Origin of the sequence: Gluconacetobacter sacchari (genome assembly GCF_014174255.1) — a bacterium.
Lineage (GTDB): Bacteria > Pseudomonadota > Alphaproteobacteria > Acetobacterales > Acetobacteraceae > Gluconacetobacter > Gluconacetobacter sacchari.
The window spans coordinates 315880-333692 of sequence record NZ_JABEQJ010000001.1 but is presented as its reverse complement, the minus strand read 5'-3'; the positions used below and the strand labels follow the sequence as shown (position 1 = coordinate 333692).

Here is a 17813-nt window from a genome sequence, read left to right as displayed (position 1 = left end):
GAACGGGCTACGCTCGTGGCGCTCCCCGGCCGGCAGTCAGAGGCCGGGCTCCAGCCGCGCGGTATCCGCCAGCAGAATCACGGCGTCGTCCGTCGCCATGACGACGCATTGCGTTTCGTCATCGATCCGCGCGCCGTCGCCGGGGCCGAGGCCCGTGCCGTCCAGCGTGACGGTGCCGCGCGCCACCACCAGATAGAGCGCGCGCCCCGCAACCGTCCGGTAGCTTGCCCCTTCCCCGCGCGGGATCGCCGCGTGCAGCAGGCGGGCACTGGCGCGCAGCACGGCCGGCGCGCCGTCGGCAATGGTGCCGGCGTCCTCCGGATCGTCCTCGGGAAAGCCGGAGGCGAGAATGCGAAAGCCGCCATCTTCCAGCCCGGCGAAGGCGGGCCGCGCCTCCTGCGCCGGGGTCCCGCCCTCATCGTCGGGCAGGAACCAGAATTGCAGGAACGACGCGCCACCCGCCTCCGCGCGCCAGCCCATCGACAGGCACCCCTCGGCGGTACGGATCAGATGCAGCCCGTTCGTCCCGACGGCCATGTCGGCAAACAGGTCGCTGCGCGCCGTCAGCGCGCCGTCCACCACCCAGGTGGCGATATCGACATTCCGTTCGGGGCCCAGCGCATACTCCGCGCCGGCCGGCAGATGCACCGCGTTGACCACGCGCAGCCGGCCGTCATGGACATGAAGCGGGTCCTGGTACGGCCCGAAGGCGAAATGGCAGCGCAGAGACGCGTCGCCCTGCCGCACCTGGCCCAGGCTGCCCGCGCGCCGGATCGTGATCATTGGTTCATGGCCCTTCTTCAGCCGTGCGATGTCGCCGGGGTTGCCGGGGTCGCGTCAGGGTAGGTGCTCTCCCACCCGCCGCCAAGCGCGCGGTAGAGCTGCGTGACCGAACGCGCGATGTCGGTGGTCGCATCCACGAAGCGGGCCTGCGCGGCCAGAAGCTGGTTCTGCACGGTCAGCACGGTCAGGAAGTCCGACGCGCCGGCCCTGTATTGCGCCCGCGCGGTGTCCACGGCGATCTCGTTCTCCCGCACCGCCTCGCGCAGCCGGTCGCGTTCGCATTGCGCGGTCGCCAGATCGGCCATCGCGTTGTCGATTTCCTGCCAGGCCTTCAGCATGGTCCGGCGCAGCATGATGGCGGCCTCCTTCTGCTGGGCCTGGCGCAGACGAAGCTGCCCGGTCAGGCGCCCGCCTTCGAACAGCGGCAGGGTGGCGGTCGGGCCGAACCCGTACTGGCGCGAGGCCCAGGACCCCAGCCCGCTGAATTGCAGCGCCTGGATATCGAGGCTGCCCGACAGCGTGACGCGCGGGAAGAAATCGGCCACCGCGACCCCGATGCTGGCGGTCGCGACATGCAGCCGCTCCTCCGCCATGCGGATGTCCGGCCGCCGTTCCGCCAGTTGCGAGGGCAGCCCGACAGGCAGCGCGGCCGGCACGGGCGGAACGGGCGCGGGCTTGCCGAGCCGGGCATTCAGGGCCCCCGGCGCGCGCGCCACCAGGAAGCTCAGCGCATTGAGCAGATGCACCTGCTGGCGCTCCAGCGGCGGCCGCAGGGCCTCGAAGCCGTGCAACTGGCCGGTCGAATCCGCCACGTCCAGCCGCGTGGCGGCCCCCTGGCCGAAGCGCATGGTCGTCAGCCGCACGCTGTCGCGCGCGATGGCGATATCATGGTCCAGGATGGCCAGCCGGGCCTGCACGCCGCGCAGGTCGATATAATCCCGCGCGGTTTCCGCCATCAGCGACACCAGCACGTCGCGGCGCATGTCCTCGCTGGCCCGCATCGCCGCCGTGGCCGCCTCGACCTGCCGGCGCACATGGCCCCACAGGTCGACTTCCCATGAGGCGTTCATGCCATATTGCGGCAGGTTGAAGGACGGGTTGCCGACGCTGCCGGGCAGCGCGGTCGGCCCGAAACCCTGCGTGCCGCTGGCGACGGTGCCCGCCTGCTCGCGTTCCAGGGTGCCCAGCAGGCCGAGAATGCCGTTGGTGCTGGCACGCTCCCGCGCATAGGACGCATTGGCCTCGGCATGGGGAAACTGCGCGGCGCTGGCGATCCGGCGCTCGGCCGCACTCTCCGTCAGGCGCAGCGACGCGGCCTGAAGGTCGAGATTCTCCGCCGCGACTTCCCGCTCCAGCGCCGTCAGCACCGGGTCGTCGAATTGCCGCCACCATTGCGGGTCGGTCGAGGCCACGACCGGGTGGCTGGTCGCGGGTGCGACGCTCTGGTGCCAGGCGCGCGGGCCGTCCATGGCGGGCGTATGGTAGTCGGGCCCGACCGTGCAGGCGGCCAATGCCGCCAGGCAGGCGCCGGCCAGCGCCCGGCGCGCCTGCCCGGGCATGGTTTCAGCGCCAGACATAGCGCGTGTCGCCGGCATGCGGTCCCGAGGGATGCGAGGCGGTATCGATGCTGACTTCCACCGACAGGCCGACACGCACCCTGGCGGCCAACGGCTGGCCGGGGTCGAAGGTCAGCTTCACCGGCACGCGCTGCACGACCTTGGTGAAATTGCCGGTCGCGTTGTCCGGCTGGATCGGCGCGAAGGCGACGCCGGTGGCCGGCGCCACCGAATCGACATGCGCCCTCAGCGGCTGGCCGGGAAAGGTATCGATCCAGACGGTCGCGCTCTGCCCGGTCTGGACATGCGTCAATTGCGTTTCCTGATAGTTCGCCAGCACATAGGCCGCCTGCGTGGGCACCACGGCCAGGATCGCGGTGCCGGGACGCACATAGGCCCCCACACGCACCCCGCGCTCGCCGACAATGCCGGTCACCGGCGCCGGGATGGTGCAGTAGGACAGATTCAGCTCCGCCTGCCGCGCGTCACCCTGCGCCTGAAGCACTTCGCCCTGGGCGCGCGCGAGCTGGGCCTTCAGCACGTCGATCTGCCGGGTCGCGGCGTCGGTCGCGGCTTCGTCCCGCGCCACGGCGGCCGCGGTCTCCTTCTCGCGGGCCTCGGTGGCTTCCTTCTGCTCCACCGTGCCCGCGCCGCCCGACGACAGGTTGCGATAGCGCGCCATGTTCTGGCGCGCGAATTGCCATGTGGCCTGGTCGGCCCGTACCGCCGCCTGGGCGCCCGCAATCACCGATTCCTGCCGCCCCAGTTCGGCTTGCAGGTTCCGGACCGTGCCCTGGGCCGCCATCAGCCGGCCGCGCGCGACATCCAGCGCGGCGCGGTAGTCGTCATCCTCGATATGGGCCAGTTCCTCGCCCGCGCGGACGGCCTCGTTATCCTCGGCCAGCACCCGGTCGATGCGCCCGGCCACCTTGGGCGCGACGGCGGTGAAATCGGCGGTGACATAGGCGTCGTTGGTATATTGGTCGATGCCGTTGCCAAGGACCAGCCGGCTGCCGCCCCAGGCGGCGACCGCCAGCACGACAGCGGCGCTGCCGGCGTAAAGCAGAGGTTTCCTGTAGATCATTTCATTTGGGTCCGCGAGGTTCAGTGGGCGGGAGCCGTCGCCGCGGGCGGGCGAGGCGGATAGACGCGACGGGGCAGGATGACGTTCAGCGCGGCGTAGAACAGACAGACCCAGATCAGGATGAAATAGATATCCGCCAGCCCGAGGACGAGCGACTGTTCCCGGATGTAGGTGTGAAAGACGTCCAGCGCGTTGCGCGCGACATGCCCCGCATCCGGCGAGGTGCCCGCGAGCTGCCGGCCGATCGGCTCGCCGAGCCCCTGCAACGCCAGCCCCTGCGTGCCGTGATGGTCGAGCAGCATGGTGGAATGATACTGCTCGCGCCGCCGCGTCAGGGCCGCGAACAGCGCGAAGGCCACGGCGTTGGCCAGCCCCTTGAGCATGTTGACCATGCCCGAGATGAACGGCCCGTCGGCCGGCCCCAGCGCCAGCGTCGCCAGCATCAGGGTCGGGATCACGGTCATCGGCTGGCCGAATACCTGGAGGATCTGGATGACATAGAAATTGTCGCGCACCCAGTCGGGCGTCAGCCAGGTGCCGCACCAGGCCGCCGCCGCCAGGCACAGCATCCCGCCGGCCAGCACATAGCGGCAATCTACGCGGCGGCTGTTGCAGAGGGCCGCGATCAGCGGAAGCATGATCAACTGCGGCAGCGCCACGACCAGCGAGATCGGCGCGGTCTGGATCGGCCGGTAACCGCGCACCGCCTCCAGATAGGTCGCCGGCAGTTCGGCCATCAGGCCGCAGATCGCCAGAATGCCGACCAGCGACAGCAGCGACGCCTGGATGTTGCGCGACAGCCAGTAATGAATCTTGAAATACGGGCTCGGATGAAAGGATTCGTTGATCAGGAAGACGACGAACGCGGCCCCGCCCCAGAAGGCAAGATGCGTGATGACCGGCGAGCGGAACCAGTCCAGCCGGTCGCCCTGGTACAGCACGATCACCAGCGAACAGATGGCCGGCAGCCCGACCAGCAGCCCGAACCAGTTGAACGTCTCGAACCGTTCCAGACGCATCGGGTCGCGCGGCAGGCCGTAGGCCAGCATGGCGACCGACAGGGCGGCCAGGGGAATGATCTCCCAATACAGCCAGTGCCAGCCGACATGCTCGAACCAGAACGCCTCCAGCGGCAGGCCCAGATTGGGGCCGAAGGTGGCGCTCATGGCATAGCCGCCGATGCCGAACACGCGGATTTCCGCCGGCAGATATTTCAGCATCACGGTCATCAGCACCGGCGGCAGGCATCCGGCCGTCAGCCCCTGGAACGCCCGCAGCACGCAGAGCGAGGTGATGTCGGGCATGAAGGGGGCCGGAACGGCCAGCAGCGCCATCGTCGCGGTGACGAAGATCGAGAAACGATAGATCGAAAACGTCATGTAGAACCATGGCGTGAACGCCATGGACGCGATGTTGAACGCCTCGTAGATCGTGGTGAACCACGTGCCTTCGTCGTGGCCGACATGCATGGCGCCACGAATGTCGGACAGGCCGATTTCCGTGACATGCTCGTTGAATCCCGCAACATGCACGGCCAGCAACATGCCCAGGCAACCGATGATCGTGCGTAACCCGAAAGGCGGGATATAGGACGGCACGGGCGGCGCGGCATGGATCACCGGCGCCGCCGCGCCGCCGCGTGGAGCATGCGGGTCGGACTTCATGGCGCGATCATCATCGAAACCGAATCGCGGAAAACCTCCATTCCGATTATGTCAGGATTTCACTTTCCGGAACCGTTTCCGCTGGCCTTTCCCCTTCATGAAAAGATAAATTGCCCGGATGCGTGGATACGATCTCGACCTGTTGCGCTTCTTGCAGGTGCTGATTGAAGAACAGAGCGTATCCGTCGCGGCGCGGCGCATGCATATCAGCGAGCCGGCGATGAGCCGCCACCTGGCCAAACTGCGTACCGTGTTCGGCGACCCGATCCTGGTCCCCTCGGGCCGGCATCTGATCGCCTCCGCCTTCGCGCAGGGCATCCGCGATCGCGTGCAGGACGTGGTGCGCGCCGCCGACGGGCTGATCGAAACCCAGGTCCTGGCCGCCCTGCATAACATGGCGCCCAAATTCGTCATCCGTGCGAACGATGTCGTCATCGGCCCGCTGGCGCTGCCGCTGATGCGCGCATTGCGGCAGGATTGCCCGAACTGCGAACTGGTCTTCGCGCCCGAGATCGATGACGCGGCCAACCAGGCCCTGCGCGACGACGCGATCGACCTGTATATCGGCGCGACCGACATGCTGAAGCCGGAAATCCGGCGCCAGACCATTCTCCACCATGTCATGAAGGCGCTGGTACGGAAGGACCACCCGATCTTCGCCGAGGGCATCACGCCCGAGACCCTGACCCACTACGACCATATCAGCATCTCGCGCCGGGGCCGCGCCCACGGCCCGATCGACCGCATCCTGCGCGACCAGTATGGCCTGTCCCGCCGCGTCGTGCTGGTCGTCCCGCAATACAAGGCGATGATCGACAGCATGCGCGATACGGACCTCATCGTGACCCTGCCCGACATGGCCCTCTACCGCGTGCCGCTAGCCGAGCGCGGTCTGGCGGTCTTCGACTATCCGTTTCCCCTGCCACGGGTCGTCGCCTTCCAGGCCTGGCACCCCAGGCGCGACACCGATCCGGTGCATCGCTGGCTGCGTGAGACCATCGTCCGCGTCGCCCGCCAGATCCAGAGCGAACTGGGCTGAATTGGCCCGATCGTCCGCATCCGGCCGCGATTGAAGTGAAGGCGATCCGTGGGGACGTGACGGTGACGGACCTTGCCCGGCGCCATGAGGTTCAGCCGAAGCGGATTGACGCTTGGAAGAAGCAGTTGCAGGACCAGGCGGCGCGGGCGTTTGACGGTGGAGCGGGGTTTTTTAGCGTCGATGCCTGTGGAGATGTGGACGAGGCTGACGCGTCGCCCACATCTCCACAGGGTCAACATCATCAGGAAGACCTGATGGTCGCCTGAAAAAAGGATCAACCGGGCTACGCTCTCCGACTTAAATCGTGCCGCCCGTGGTCCTCATGACGGGGGCCACTTCAGTATGTCCTCGAAGGCAAGCTGGAGATGACGGTCGGCAGGAAGAGCTTCGTGCTCGGTCCAGGCGACAGCGTCCGGTTCGACCTGCGCCTTCTCTATTCCGCCGCGGCAACGGCCGACGGCGACGTGCGGCTTATCTGGGTCGGGACATCCGGTCCGATCTGAGCCGCCTCGCGGTCATGCCCGCCCTCAGCGCGGCATCTCCGGCGGCAGGGGGCGCGGCCGGCGCTCGTCGTCGATGGCGACGAAGGTGAACACACCCTCCGTCACCTTCACCGTCTCGTGCGAATGCCGGGCCCGGCGCCAGGTCTGCACATGGATCGACATCGAGGTCCGGCCGGTGCGGATAATGTCGGTATACAGGCTCACCTCATCGCCGATCAGCACCGGCTGGTGCAAAATCACCTTGTCGATCGCCACCGTCACGCAGCGCCCCCTGGCCCGCAGGGCGGCGGCGGTGCCGGCGGCCAGATCCATCTGCGACATCAGCCAGCCGCCGAAAATGTCGCCCGCCGCATTGGCATCGGCCGGCATCGCCACCACGCGGATGGTCGGCTGGCCGGATGGCGGCACGGGGGCGGCGGATGGCTGGTCTGGATCGGTCACGCATTCTTCTCCTTGCTCGGCCCGCGGCGATGCATTCAGCGGAACGGGGGCTCGTCGAACCCGCGTAGCTTGCGCGAATGCAGCCGGTCCACCCCCTGCGCGCGCAACTGGCGCATGGTTTCGATCCCCACCGTCAGATGCTGGCTGACGCGCTCGCGATAGAAGGCATTGGCCATGCCGCGCAGCTTCAGCTCGCCATGCAGCGGTTTGTCCGACACGCACAGCAAGGTGCCGTACGGCACGCGAAAGCGGAACCCGTTGGCGGCGATGGTGGCGGACTCCATATCCACCGCGATGGATCGCGACATGTTGATCTGCGTGAACAGCGCCTGAAGCCGCAATTCCCAGTTCCGGTTGTCGGTCGTCATCACCGTGCCGGTCCGCAGCCGGGTCTTCAGTTCCGAGTCGTGCAGCCCGGTCACCCGCGCCGTCACGTCCTGCAACGCCACCTGCACCTCGGCGATCGGCGGCACCGGCACCCAGGGCGGCAAATCGTCGTCCAGCACGTGGTCGTCGCGCACATAGCCGTGCGCCAGCACATAGTCGCCCAGCCGCTGGGTCCGCCGCAGCCCGGCGCAATGGCCCACCATCAGCCAGCAATGGGGCCGCAGCACCGCCAGATGGTCGGTGATGGTCTTGGCGTTGGCCGGGCCGACGCCGATATTGACCAGCGTAATCCCGTCACCGTCGGGCCGGCACAGATGATAGGCCGGCATCTGCGGCAGCGACCCGGCCAGCGGCGGCCGGTCCGGGTCGCCGCGTCGATGGATCTGGTCGCCAGGCTCGACGAACCGGTCGTACTCGCCGCCCAGGTCCACCTGGGCCCGGCCATAGTCGCGAAACGCGTCCACATAGCGCTGGTAATTGGTCAGCAGGATGAAGCGCTGCACGTGTCGCGGCGCGGTGCCGGTGTAATGATGCAGCCGCGCCAGGGAATAATCGGTGCGCTCGGCGGTAAACAGCGCCAACGGGCGCGGCTCGTCGGGGCGGGGGATCAGCGCGCAGTTGGCGATGCTGTCGTCGGTGGCGTGCAGGTCGGGCAACGCGTAATGGCGTTGCAGCAGGCGCAGGTCGTCCTCGGTGATGGCGGTCACCGCGTCTTCCATCACATAAGGCAGCGGGATCGGCCGGCGCGACCGGCCGACCAGCACCGGCTGGCGGTAATGATGCAGCAGAATGCCGATCTGCTCGCGCCAGTAATCGCGAAACAGTTCCGGGCGCGTCAGGGTGGTGCCGTAGACTCCCGGTTCCAGCAGCACGTCGAAGGGCGGCCGCGTGTCCTCCGCCGTGGGCGCGCGGGTCACGGCGAAGGCCAGGTACGGATAGGTCGGCGCCTCGGCCCCGGGCGACTGCCGCCGGCCGAAGGCGGTCCGCAACTCATGCACGGCGGCCTCGTACAGGCCGGTTATGCGCCGCACCGCCGCCTCGGCATCGTCGAAGCTCTCGAAATCCGTTCCCACGCGGTCGCGGATCGCTGTGAAATCGCCATTCATGCGCCATTCCTCCCCGGCAGGAGCGTCACACCCGGCCCCGTGTCAGCGCCGGATCAGGATATAGTTGATCGTCACGTCGATATCGAAATGGTCGCCCGTCATGTCCGGCGGCACCGGAGGCAGTTCGGCACCGTGGAACATGCCGGTGGTCGCGGCATCCAGATAATACGAGCCCGACTGGTTGGTCAGGCGCACGCCGCGCACGCGCCCGCTGCGGTCCAGCACCACATGCACCGTCGAGGCCCCGTCCTCGCCGGCGCGGGCGGCTTCCTCGGGATAATACATGTGGTTGCGGATCCAGCGGTCGATTTCCTCGCCGTAATCCTCGCTGACGCCGCGCACCTGCGTCTGGGTCGAATAGGGGGCGTTCAACTGCCCGTTGCGCACCACCGGCCCCACCGACAGGTCGATCGGGCCGCCCGACCCGCCGGCGCGGCCGCGCCGCTGGCGCACCGGCCCCGGCGACGGGGCGAAGGACAGGTCCATCGGATGATCGAACGGCGAGGGCGCGCGGCTGGGCGTGCGCTGCCGGGCCGGCTGCGGGTGGCGCGGCGTGGGGTGCGCCGTGGGGTGGGCGGCCTGGCCCGGGCTCTGCATCGCCGGGTTGGGCGGCGCGGTCGAGGGCTGGTCGGGCAGGGTCTGGTCCGATGGCGAGCGCGGCAGCGGCGGGGCCGCCGGGGTCTGCGGCGACGGCACGCTGGGCGACGGCGAGGAATCGCTGGGCTGCGGCTGGTCGGGCTGGGGCGTGGTGGGGGTGGGCTTGGCCGGCGACCCGCTGCCGCCGGCCTGGTCGGGCGAATTGCGCCCCTGCATGCCGCTCGAAGCCTGCGGGGTGAACATCATCTCGACCGACTGCGATTCGGGCGCCGTCGCCCCGCCGGCATGGTGGCGCGCGGCCTGAAGGATGATCGCGAGCAGGATCAGGTGCAGCGCGGCGGAAACCGCGAGTACGGTGGTGACGCCGGGTTCCGCGATCGTATCCGGGCGCACCATCGGCGCCCCGGCCTGTTTCAGCGCGCGATATCCCGCCGGCCGGGCCACCGGCTCGGGACGCAGGCCCTCGCGCCCGTCGCGGCGCCCGGGTGTTTCCGGTTGGCGCACCGAACGCTCCCGCATATCCGCGCGCGGGATCAGGACGGGCTCCTCGGCCTGGCGGTGGCGGGAGGAAGGACTGAGTGTCACCGTCATGAAGTGCCGGGAGTCTCCGCGTGGTCGCCTGCGGCGCATGATGTATCCGGGACCCTAGCCGCTGGCGACCCCATTGTCATGATACCTTGCTGTCATGCGATCGTATCAACTTGTCACCGATGCGGTCGAGTTGCTACGCCGATCTGTGCCGTCATGAGTTCTTCCATCCCCTCTCCCGACCCCCATCGCGCCCTCCGCGCCCATCTTTCCGCCGCCGATCCCGACCTGGCCGCCCTGGTGGCGCGGGTGGGGCCGTGCGGCCTGCGGGTCGAGGCCGATCGCGCGCCCTACGAGGCTCTGGTGAACGCCATCGCCTACCAGCAGCTTCACGGCCGGGCGGCGCAGGCCATCCTGGGGCGGCTGGTGGCGCTGGCCGGCGGAGTCTTCCCGGCGCCGGAGGCGCTGCTGGCGCTGTCCGAGGCCGATCTGCGCGCCTGCGGCCTGTCGGGCAGCAAGATCCGGGCGATCCGTGGCGTGGCCCAGGCCCGCCGCGACGGCATCGTCCCTTCGCGGCGGCAGGCCGAGTCGATGGATGACGATGAGCTGATCGCCCGGCTGACCAGCCTGCGCGGCGTGGGGCGGTGGACGGTGGAAATGCTGCTGATCTTCTCGCTGGGGCGTCCGGACGTGATGCCGGTCGACGATTTCGGCGTGCGCGAGGGCTGGCGGGCGATCAAGCGCCTGGACGCCCAGCCCCGCCCCGCCGCCCTGGCGGCGATCGCCCGGGACTGGAGCCCCTACCGCTCCGCCGCCGCCTGGTATCTGTGGCGCGCCGCCGAGGCCGCGAAGGCCGGGCGCTATGTCAGTACCGGTCCGTGAAATCCTCGACCAGCGCGGCGAAGCGGGTCGGGTTTTCGACATGCAGCCAGTGGCCGGCATGCTCGATCAGTTCCAGATGATAATTGGGAAACAGCCGGCGCATCACCGTATAATGCTCGCGCCGGATATAGGGTGAATTGCCGCCGGCCAGGAACAGGGTCGGCCCGGGATAGGTATAGCCCTCGGGAATATAGGGCCAGCTCTCGATATTGGTCATCGACGCCACGATGTCCTTCAGCCCGATCACCCAGCCCGGATTCTCGCCCAGCCGGATATTCTGCAACATCAGCGCCCGCACGTCGGCATTGGGGATCTCGGGCCGCAGCAGGGCATCGGCCTCGGCCCGGTTCAGATAGGGCGGAAAGCGGATCCGCAGCATCTGCTCGCCCAGCGAGAACTGCCCATGCCCGGTGCGGGCGGGCGGAATGTCGGCCACCACCAGGCTATGCACCATCCCCGGCCGGGTCAGCGCCAGCGTCATCGCCACCTTGCCGCCCATCGAATGGCCCACCAGCGTGGCCGGCAGCGCCGCGTGATGGGCCAGCGTGTCCAGCAGGTCGCCGGCCATGCTGTTGTAGTCCATCGGGCCATGCGGGCTGTCGCCGTGATTGCGCAGGTCGATCGCCAGCGTCCGCCGGGTGCGGGCCAGCCGGCGCTGGAAGAAGCCCAGGTTGCGGGCACGGCCGAACAGGCCATGCAGCAGGACGATGGGCGGACGGGCGGCCTGGGCGCCGGACGGTTCGTCCGGCCCGCGCGCGATGACGTTCAGCAGCACGATGGCATGGTCCTCAACCTCGCTCCGGACATGACCGGCCTTCTGTTATAACATTAACGCAGATCGAGGACGATCTTGCCGGAATGGCTGCCCGATTCCATCAGTTTATGGGCCGCGACGACTTCGGCCAGGGGAAAGGTCGCGTGGATCAGCGGGGCGATCGTACCGTCGGAGAGTGCGGGCCACAGCGCCGCGCGCAGCCCCTCGGCCACCCGGGCCTTGTACGCGCGGTCGCGCGGGCGCAGCGTGGTGCCGGCCACCGTCAGGTGCCGGGTCAGGATCCGGGCCACCCCCACCTCCTGGGCTTTCGCGCCGCCTTGCAGCGCGATGATCACCAGCCGGCCGCCCTGCGCCAGGCAGCGCAGGTTGCGGTCCAGGTACGGGCCGCCGATCACGTCCAGCACCACATCCACGCCCCGCCCCCCGGTCAGGTCGTCGATCCGCGCGACGAAATCCTCCTCCCGGTAGTCGATCGCGGCTTCGGCGCCCAGTTTCAGGCACAGCGCCGCCTTGTCGGTCGAGCCCACGGTCACGTAGGGCACGGCCCCCAGCACCCGGACGGTCTGGATCGCCGCGGTGCCGATGCCGCCGGCGCCGCCATGGATCAGCACCCGCTCGCCGGGGGCGACATGCGCCGTCATCACCAGGTTCGACCATACGGTGAAGAACGTCTCGGGCAGGGCGGCGGCGCGGATGGCGTCGAACCCGTCCGGCCAGGGCAGGCACTGGCCGGCCGGCACAGCGCAATACGCGGCATAGCCGCCGCCATTGGTCAGCGCGCAGACCGGCGTGCCGAGCGCCGGCCAGTCCGGGGCGTCGGGCGCCTTCGCCACGACCTCGCCCGCGATCTCCAGCCCCAGGATCGGGCTGGCCCCCGGCGGCGGCGGATACTGGCCCTTGCGCTGCATCAGGTCGGGCCGGTTCACCCCGGCCGCCTGCACCCGCACCAGCACCTCGCCCGGTCCGGGCACGGGCAGGGGGATGTCGGCCAGCGTCATCGATTCGGGGGCGCCGGCTTCGCGCACAATGACCGCGCGCATGGTGGGGGGCAGGGCAGGGGACATCGGCATTTCTCCGCGATCGAAGCCGTAGGGGCGCCGGGGCGGCATGGTAAGGCCGAATTCGGGTTGATCCGACAGGCACATCACTTCAAATAGTCGCTACGGGCGTCCGGGCGCCCCGCGAGAGTACCCTGCCGTGCCGTCTTCCACCCTCGGCCTGCTGAATCATCTGCGACGCCGTCGCGGCGCATTCCTGCCTCCGGACGGGGCGGAGGGCGACGTGCGCGACGATCGCGTGGCCTATGTTCCGCGCCTGCTGCGCGCGCTGGTGCGGGCCGACGAATTATGGCTGGTGATGCTGGCGGCCGCGGTCGGCTGCGCCGCGGGCCTGCTGGTCGGCGCCATGAGCCACGCCACCCTGCTGGCGCATCGCCTGCTGTTCGCCGCCCCCGGCATCGGCCGGATCTCGGGGCTTGGGGCGATCGCCCCCGCCCGCGCGATCCTGGTGCCGACCCTGGGTGGATTGCTGCTCGGCCTGCTAGGGGTATGGGTGACGCGCCGCGTGCCCGGCCGCCCGGTCGACCCGATCGAGGCCAATGCCCTGCATGGCGGCCGGATGTCGATACGCGACAGCGCGATCGTCGCCGTCCAGACGGTCCTGTCGAATTCCGTCGGCGCCTCGGTGGGGCTGGAGGCCGGCTTCACCCAGATCGGCGCCGCCACCGGCTCGCGCCTGGGCCGCATGTTCCGCGTGCGGCGCGAGGACCTGCGGCTGCTGGTCGGCTGCGGCGCGGCGGGGGCGATCGGGGCGGCGTTCGACGCGCCGCTGGCCGGGGCGTTCTACGCGTTCGAACTGGTCATCGGCACCTATTCGCTGGCCAACCTGGCCCCGGTCGCGGCGGCGTCGGTCTCCGCGATCGGGGTGGCGCATCTGCTGCACAGCACGGTGCCGGGGGTCAGCGTGGTGCTGCCGGCCGCCTTGCGGATGGACGATTACCTGCCCATCGCCACGCTGGGCATCGTCGCCGCCCTGCTGGGCGTCGGGCTGATGTATTGCGTGACCCTGGCCGAGATGCTGTTTCGCCGGTCCGGCCTGCCGGTCTGGATGCGCCCCGCCATCGGCGGGCTGGTGGTGGGCCTGCTGGCGCTGGCATCGCCTTCGGTCATGTCGTCGGGCCACTGGGCGATGCGGGTGGCGCTGGAACATGCCATGCCGACCGGGCAGGTCCTGGCGCTGCTGGTCATGAAGGCGCTGGCCTCCTCGGTGTCGATCGGCGCGGGGTTCCGCGGCGGCCTGTTCTTCGCCTCGCTCTATCTGGGCGTGCTGACCGGGGCGGCGTTCGGCGGCGGCCTGGCGCTGATCTCCGCGACCCCCCTTTCGGCCGAACTCTGCGCCCTGGTGGGCATGAGCGCGATGGCCGTCGCGGTGGTCGGCGCACCGATGACCATGGTCTTCCTGGCGCTGGAAATGACGGGCAGCCTGCCGCTGACCGCCGCCGTGCTGGTGGCCTCGGTGATTTCCAGCCTGACGGTGCGCCGCACCTTCGGCTATTCCTTCGCCACCTGGCGCTTCCACCTGCGCGGGGAATCGATCCGCTCGGCGGTCGATATCGGCTGGATCCGCACGCTGACGGTCGGGCGGATGATGCGGCACGATGTGAAGACGCTGTGCCAGGATACGACGGTACAGGCGGCCCGCCGGGCCTATCCGCTGGGATCGGGGCAGCGCATCGTGCTGGTCGACCAGGCGGGGCGGTATGTCGGACTGGTGCTGGTGCCCGAATTATATGCCGAGAGCGCGCTGCCCGACGAAACCCTCGCCCGCTTCGCCCAGTATCGCGACCAGATGTTGACGCCGCAGATGAACCTGCGCGAGGCCATCGCCCGCTTCGAACAGGCCGAAAGCGACGCGCTGGTGGTGGTGGACAGCGCGGAAGGGCGACAGGTGCGCGGCATGCTGACCGAGCAGCACGCGCTGCGCCGCTATAGCGAGGAACTGGACCGGTCCCGGCGGGAACTCGCGGGCGAAAAGGGGCCGAGCGCGTAAGCCTTCTTTGTCTGCAAAAAAAGAACGCCGGACCCTCGCGGATCCGGCGCCCGTTCTCCAATCCCGAAGCCGGATCAGACGGAGTAGTACATCTCGAACTCCACCGGATGCGGCGTATGTTCGAAGCGGTACACTTCCTGCCATTTCAGTTCGAGATAGCTCTCGATCTGGTCCTTGGTGAACACGCCGCCGGCCAGCAGGAATTCATAATCGGCGGCCAGCGATTCCAGCGCCTCGCGCAGCGATCCGCAGACGGTGGGGATCTGCTTCAGCTCGTCGGGCGGCAGGTCGTACAGATCCTTGTCCATGGCGTCGCCCGGGTGGATCTTGTTCTTGATGCCGTCCAGGCCGGCCATCAGCATGGCGGCGAAGGACAGGTACGGGTTGGCGGTCGGGTCGGGGAAACGCACCTCGACGCGCTTCGCCTTCGGGCTGGTCGCGTACGGGATACGACACGAGGCCGAGCGGTTGCGGGCCGAATAGGCCAGCAGCACCGGCGCCTCGAAGCCCGGGATCAGCCGCTTGTAGGAGTTGGTGGACGGGTTGGTGAAGGCGTTCAGCGCCTTGGCGTGCTTGATGATGCCGCCGATGTAATACAGCGCCTGGTCCGACAGGTCGGCATAGCCGTTGCCGGCGAAGACGGGCTTGCCGTTCTTCCAGATCGACTGATGCACATGCATGCCCGAGCCGTTGTCGCCATAGATCGGCTTGGGCATGAAGGTCGCGGATTTGCCATAGGAATGCGCGACGTTATGCACGCAGTATTTGTAGATCTGCATGAAGTCGGCGGACTTCACCAGGGTCGTGAAGGTCGTGCCCAGCTCATGCTGCGACTGCGCGACCTCGTGGTGGTGCTTTTCGATCGGCAGGCCCATCTCGCCCATCGTGGTCAGCATCTCGGCGCGCAGGTCGCTCTCGCTGTCCACCGGCGGCACCGGGAAATAGCCGCCCTTGACGCCCGGCCGATGGCCCATGTTGCCTTCCGGATAATCCTTCAGCGACGCGCCGGGGCCTTCGATGCTGTCGAGCTGATAGATGCCGAAATTCGGGCCGGTGCCGAACTTGACGTTGTCGAAGATGAAGAACTCGGCTTCCGGGCCGAAGAAGGCGGTGTCGCCCAGGCCGGTCGATTTCAGGTACGCCTCGGCCAGCTTGGCGGTCGAGCGCGGGTCGCGATTATAGAACTGGCCGGTCGAGGGCTCGATGATGTCGCAGATCAGGATCAGTTGCGGCTTGGCCGAGAACGGGTCCATGACGGCGGTGGCGGGGTCCGGCAGCAGGACCATGTCGCTCTCGTTGATGGCCTTCCAGCCGCCGATCGACGAACCGTCGAACATGAAGCCGTCGCGGAACGTGTCCTGCTCGATGGTCGAGACATGCTGGCAGGTGTGGTGCCAGGTGCCGTACGGGTCGGTGAAGCGCAGGTCCACCAGCTCCACGGAATGTTCCTGGATCAGGCTGAAGACCTTGGCGACAGCCTCAGCGGAAGGGGACGGAAGGGTGGTCGGAGCTGAACTCTGGGCTTTCTTCGCCATCGATATACCTGCCTTGAACTGAAGGTGCCGCACGACACGGCGGTGGAACGGTTACGAAACTAGCGGCCCGTTGTCGATAGGATGACAGGCCCGCGATCGTCCGCTTGCTTGCGCCGGGCGGAGGAAGGGGGAAACGGCCCGGGGTCAGATGGCGTCATCGCCGCGTTCCCCGGTGCGGATGCGGATCACGTCCTCGACCGGCGTGATGAAGATCTTGCCGTCGCCGATGCGGCCGGTACGGGCGGCGGAGACGATGGTCTCGACCGCGCGATCGACCATGTCGTCCGCGCAGACGATCTCCAGCTTCACCTTGGGCAGGAAATCGACGATGTATTCGGCGCCGCGATACAGCTCGGTATGGCCTTTCTGGCGGCCGAACCCCTTGGCCTCGGTCACCGTGATGCCCATCAGGCCGATATCGTGCAGCGCGTCCTTCACTTCGTCGAGCTTGAACGGCTTGATGATGGCCTCGATCTTCTTCATGCCCGCGTCGCCACATCCTGGGGCGGTGCCCGGGGGCCGGGACCGCGCTGTGCCTGGGCGATCCGGTCCGTAACGGTGCGGAAACCGCGTGGCCGGCCACCCGCCATACCGTGGCACGGGTCGCGCCCGCAGGCAATCGGAGCGGATTGCAAAATGCCGGGATTTTCCGCACATCTGCGCACGGTCGGCCGCAAGGGTGCCCCTCTGCCAGGAAAGAGCGAACATGAAACCGTTGAACAGCCAGTTGTCCGGCCTGCCGACGACCATCTTCACCGTCATGTCCGCCCTGGCCGCGCGGCATGACGCGATCAATCTCGGCCAGGGCTTCCCCGATACCGAAGGCCCGGCCGACCTGATCGAGGCCGCCGCCGCCGCCCTGCGCGACGGCCGCAACCAGTATCCGCCGCTGACCGGCGTGCCCGAGCTGCGCGCCGCCGTGGCCCGCGCGAACGCGCGGTTCTACGACCTGGCGATCGACCCGGCCACCGAGGTCATCGTGACCTCCGGCGCCACCGAGGCCCTGGCGGCGTCGCTGATGGCGCTGCTCGACCCGGGCGACGAGGTCGTGGTGCTGGAACCGCTCTACGACACGTATGTGCCGATGATCCGCGCCCTGGGCGCGATCCCCCGCCCGGTCCGGCTCACCCCGCCCCACTGGTCGCTGCCCCGCGCGGCGCTGGAGGCGGCGTTCGGCCCCCGCACCAAGGCGCTCCTGCTCAATTCGCCGATGAACCCGACCGGCAAGGTCTTCACGCCGGACGAGCTGGCCGTCATCGCCGGCCTGGTGGCCCGCCACGACGCCTATGCGCTCTGCGACGAGGTGTACGAACATCTGACCTTCGGCGCCCGCCACGTGCCGCTGATGACCCTGCCGGGCATGCGCGGGCGCTGCCTGCGCATCGGCAGCGCGGGCAAGAGCTTCTCGCTGACCGGGTGGAAGGTCGGCTACATCACCGCCCCCGCCGCCCTCGCCGGCTGCGTCGCGAAGGCCCACCAGCTCCTCACCTTCACCACGCCCCCCAACCTGCAACGCGCCGTCGCCATGGGGCTGGACAAGGACACGGACTATTTCGCCGCCCTGGCCGCCGACATGCGGGGCAAGCGCGACCTGCTCTCCGACGGGCTGCGCGGCGTGGGGTTCGACGTGCTGCCGTGCGACGGCAGCTATTTCGTGGTGGCCGACATCCGCCCCACGGGCTTCGCGGGCGACGACGCGGCCTTCTGCCGCGCCATGACCGAGCGCTGCCGCGTGACCGCGATCCCGGTCTCGGCGTTCTACAGCACCGAGGGCGCGCCGGACCATCTGGTGCGATTCGCCTTCTGCAAGCGCGAGGACGTGCTGGCCGAGGCCGTGGCGCGGCTGCGCGCCGGGCTGGCGGATCTGCGCGGCGCATAGAGCAGC

16 protein-coding genes and 1 pseudogene are annotated in these 17813 nt (G+C 68.8%); 6 read left to right on the top strand and 11 right to left on the bottom strand.

Annotation, left to right across the window (positions count from 1 at the left end; translation table 11 throughout):
• Positions 1 to 36 precede the first annotated feature (36 nt).
• The 4 genes from HLH48_RS01535 to HLH48_RS01520 are packed head-to-tail and all read right to left on the bottom strand — an operon-like array spanning position 37 to position 5087.
• Positions 37 to 783 (bottom strand): pirin family protein, encoded by a 747-nt coding sequence (locus tag HLH48_RS01535; RefSeq protein WP_182995724.1) that lies wholly within the window; start codon positions 781 to 783, stop codon positions 37 to 39.
• 17 nt (positions 784 to 800) lie between these two features.
• Positions 801 to 2360, bottom strand: coding sequence for an efflux transporter outer membrane subunit (locus HLH48_RS01530; RefSeq protein ID WP_182995723.1), 1560 nt, complete (start codon positions 2358 to 2360; stop codon positions 801 to 803).
• The gene (locus tag HLH48_RS01525) at positions 2347 to 3423 is read right to left on the bottom strand and encodes an HlyD family secretion protein (protein ID WP_182995722.1); all 1077 of its coding nucleotides are present in this window, start codon (positions 3421 to 3423) and stop codon (positions 2347 to 2349) included. Before HLH48_RS01525 ends, HLH48_RS01530 begins: the two co-directional genes overlap by 14 nt.
• Before the next feature lie 20 nt (positions 3424 to 3443).
• Positions 3444 to 5087, bottom strand: coding sequence for an MFS transporter (locus tag HLH48_RS01520; protein ID WP_182995721.1), 1644 nt, complete (start codon positions 5085 to 5087; stop codon positions 3444 to 3446).
• Between the two features lie 118 nt (positions 5088 to 5205).
• Between HLH48_RS01520 and HLH48_RS01515 the strand changes: the two genes are divergently transcribed.
• The 3 genes and pseudogenes from HLH48_RS01515 to HLH48_RS01505 form a co-directional block, all read left to right on the top strand.
• Positions 5206 to 6126 carry a LysR family transcriptional regulator gene (locus tag HLH48_RS01515; RefSeq protein ID WP_182995720.1) on the top strand — a complete coding sequence of 307 codons (921 nt, stop codon included), beginning with the start codon at positions 5206 to 5208 and terminating at the stop codon, positions 6124 to 6126.
• 56 nt (positions 6127 to 6182) lie between these two features.
• Positions 6183 to 6392, top strand: coding sequence for a hypothetical protein (locus HLH48_RS01510; RefSeq protein ID WP_182995719.1), 210 nt, complete (start codon positions 6183 to 6185; stop codon positions 6390 to 6392).
• 87 nt (positions 6393 to 6479) lie between these two features.
• A pseudogene (locus HLH48_RS01505) lies at positions 6480 to 6629 on the top strand (cupin domain-containing protein); the annotation flags it as partial.
• 24 nt (positions 6630 to 6653) lie between these two features.
• On the opposite strand, the gene HLH48_RS01500 reads toward HLH48_RS01505, so the two are convergent.
• The 3 genes from HLH48_RS01500 to HLH48_RS01490 form a co-directional block, all read right to left on the bottom strand.
• Entirely contained in the window at positions 6654 to 6998 is a 345-nt protein-coding gene (locus tag HLH48_RS01500; RefSeq protein WP_182966851.1) for an acyl-CoA thioesterase, read from the bottom strand.
• A 107-nt stretch (positions 6999 to 7105) separates the two neighbouring features.
• Positions 7106 to 8563 (bottom strand): AMP nucleosidase, encoded by a 1458-nt coding sequence (locus tag HLH48_RS01495; protein ID WP_182995717.1) that lies wholly within the window; start codon positions 8561 to 8563, stop codon positions 7106 to 7108.
• 42 nt (positions 8564 to 8605) lie between these two features.
• Positions 8606 to 9751 (bottom strand): energy transducer TonB, encoded by a 1146-nt coding sequence (locus tag HLH48_RS01490; protein ID WP_182995716.1) that lies wholly within the window; start codon positions 9749 to 9751, stop codon positions 8606 to 8608.
• Between the two features lie 153 nt (positions 9752 to 9904).
• Between HLH48_RS01490 and HLH48_RS01485 the strand changes: the two genes are divergently transcribed.
• Positions 9905 to 10570, top strand: a complete 666-nt coding sequence (locus HLH48_RS01485) for a DNA-3-methyladenine glycosylase family protein (protein ID WP_182995715.1) — start codon at positions 9905 to 9907, stop codon at positions 10568 to 10570.
• Here the strand turns inward: HLH48_RS01485 and HLH48_RS01480 are convergent.
• Together HLH48_RS01480 and HLH48_RS01475 are read right to left on the bottom strand one after the other, a co-directional pair.
• Complete coding sequence (locus HLH48_RS01480) at positions 10554 to 11345, bottom strand: alpha/beta fold hydrolase (protein WP_182995714.1); 792 nt, start codon at positions 11343 to 11345, stop codon at positions 10554 to 10556. The genes HLH48_RS01485 and HLH48_RS01480 overlap by 17 nt on opposite strands.
• Positions 11346 to 11398: 53 nt before the next feature.
• Entirely contained in the window at positions 11399 to 12415 is a 1017-nt protein-coding gene (locus tag HLH48_RS01475) for an NAD(P)H-quinone oxidoreductase (RefSeq protein WP_373320174.1), read from the bottom strand.
• Positions 12416 to 12626: 211 nt separating this feature from the next.
• Between HLH48_RS01475 and HLH48_RS01470 the strand changes: the two genes are divergently transcribed.
• Positions 12627 to 14393, top strand: coding sequence for a chloride channel protein (locus tag HLH48_RS01470; protein WP_264812320.1), 1767 nt, complete (start codon positions 12627 to 12629; stop codon positions 14391 to 14393).
• A gap of 74 nt (positions 14394 to 14467) precedes the next feature.
• On the opposite strand, the gene glnA is transcribed toward HLH48_RS01470, so the two are convergent.
• Both glnA and HLH48_RS01460 read right to left on the bottom strand, forming a co-directional pair.
• Entirely contained in the window at positions 14468 to 15928 is a 1461-nt protein-coding gene (glnA, locus tag HLH48_RS01465) for a type I glutamate--ammonia ligase (RefSeq protein WP_182995713.1), read from the bottom strand.
• A gap of 144 nt (positions 15929 to 16072) precedes the next feature.
• The gene (locus HLH48_RS01460; protein WP_182995712.1) at positions 16073 to 16411 is read right to left on the bottom strand and encodes a P-II family nitrogen regulator; all 339 of its coding nucleotides are present in this window, start codon (positions 16409 to 16411) and stop codon (positions 16073 to 16075) included.
• Between the two features lie 223 nt (positions 16412 to 16634).
• On the opposite strand from HLH48_RS01460, the gene HLH48_RS01455 reads away from it, so the two are divergent.
• Positions 16635 to 17807 (top strand): aminotransferase, encoded by a 1173-nt coding sequence (locus tag HLH48_RS01455; RefSeq protein WP_182995711.1) that lies wholly within the window; start codon positions 16635 to 16637, stop codon positions 17805 to 17807.
• Positions 17808 to 17813 lie beyond the last annotated feature (6 nt).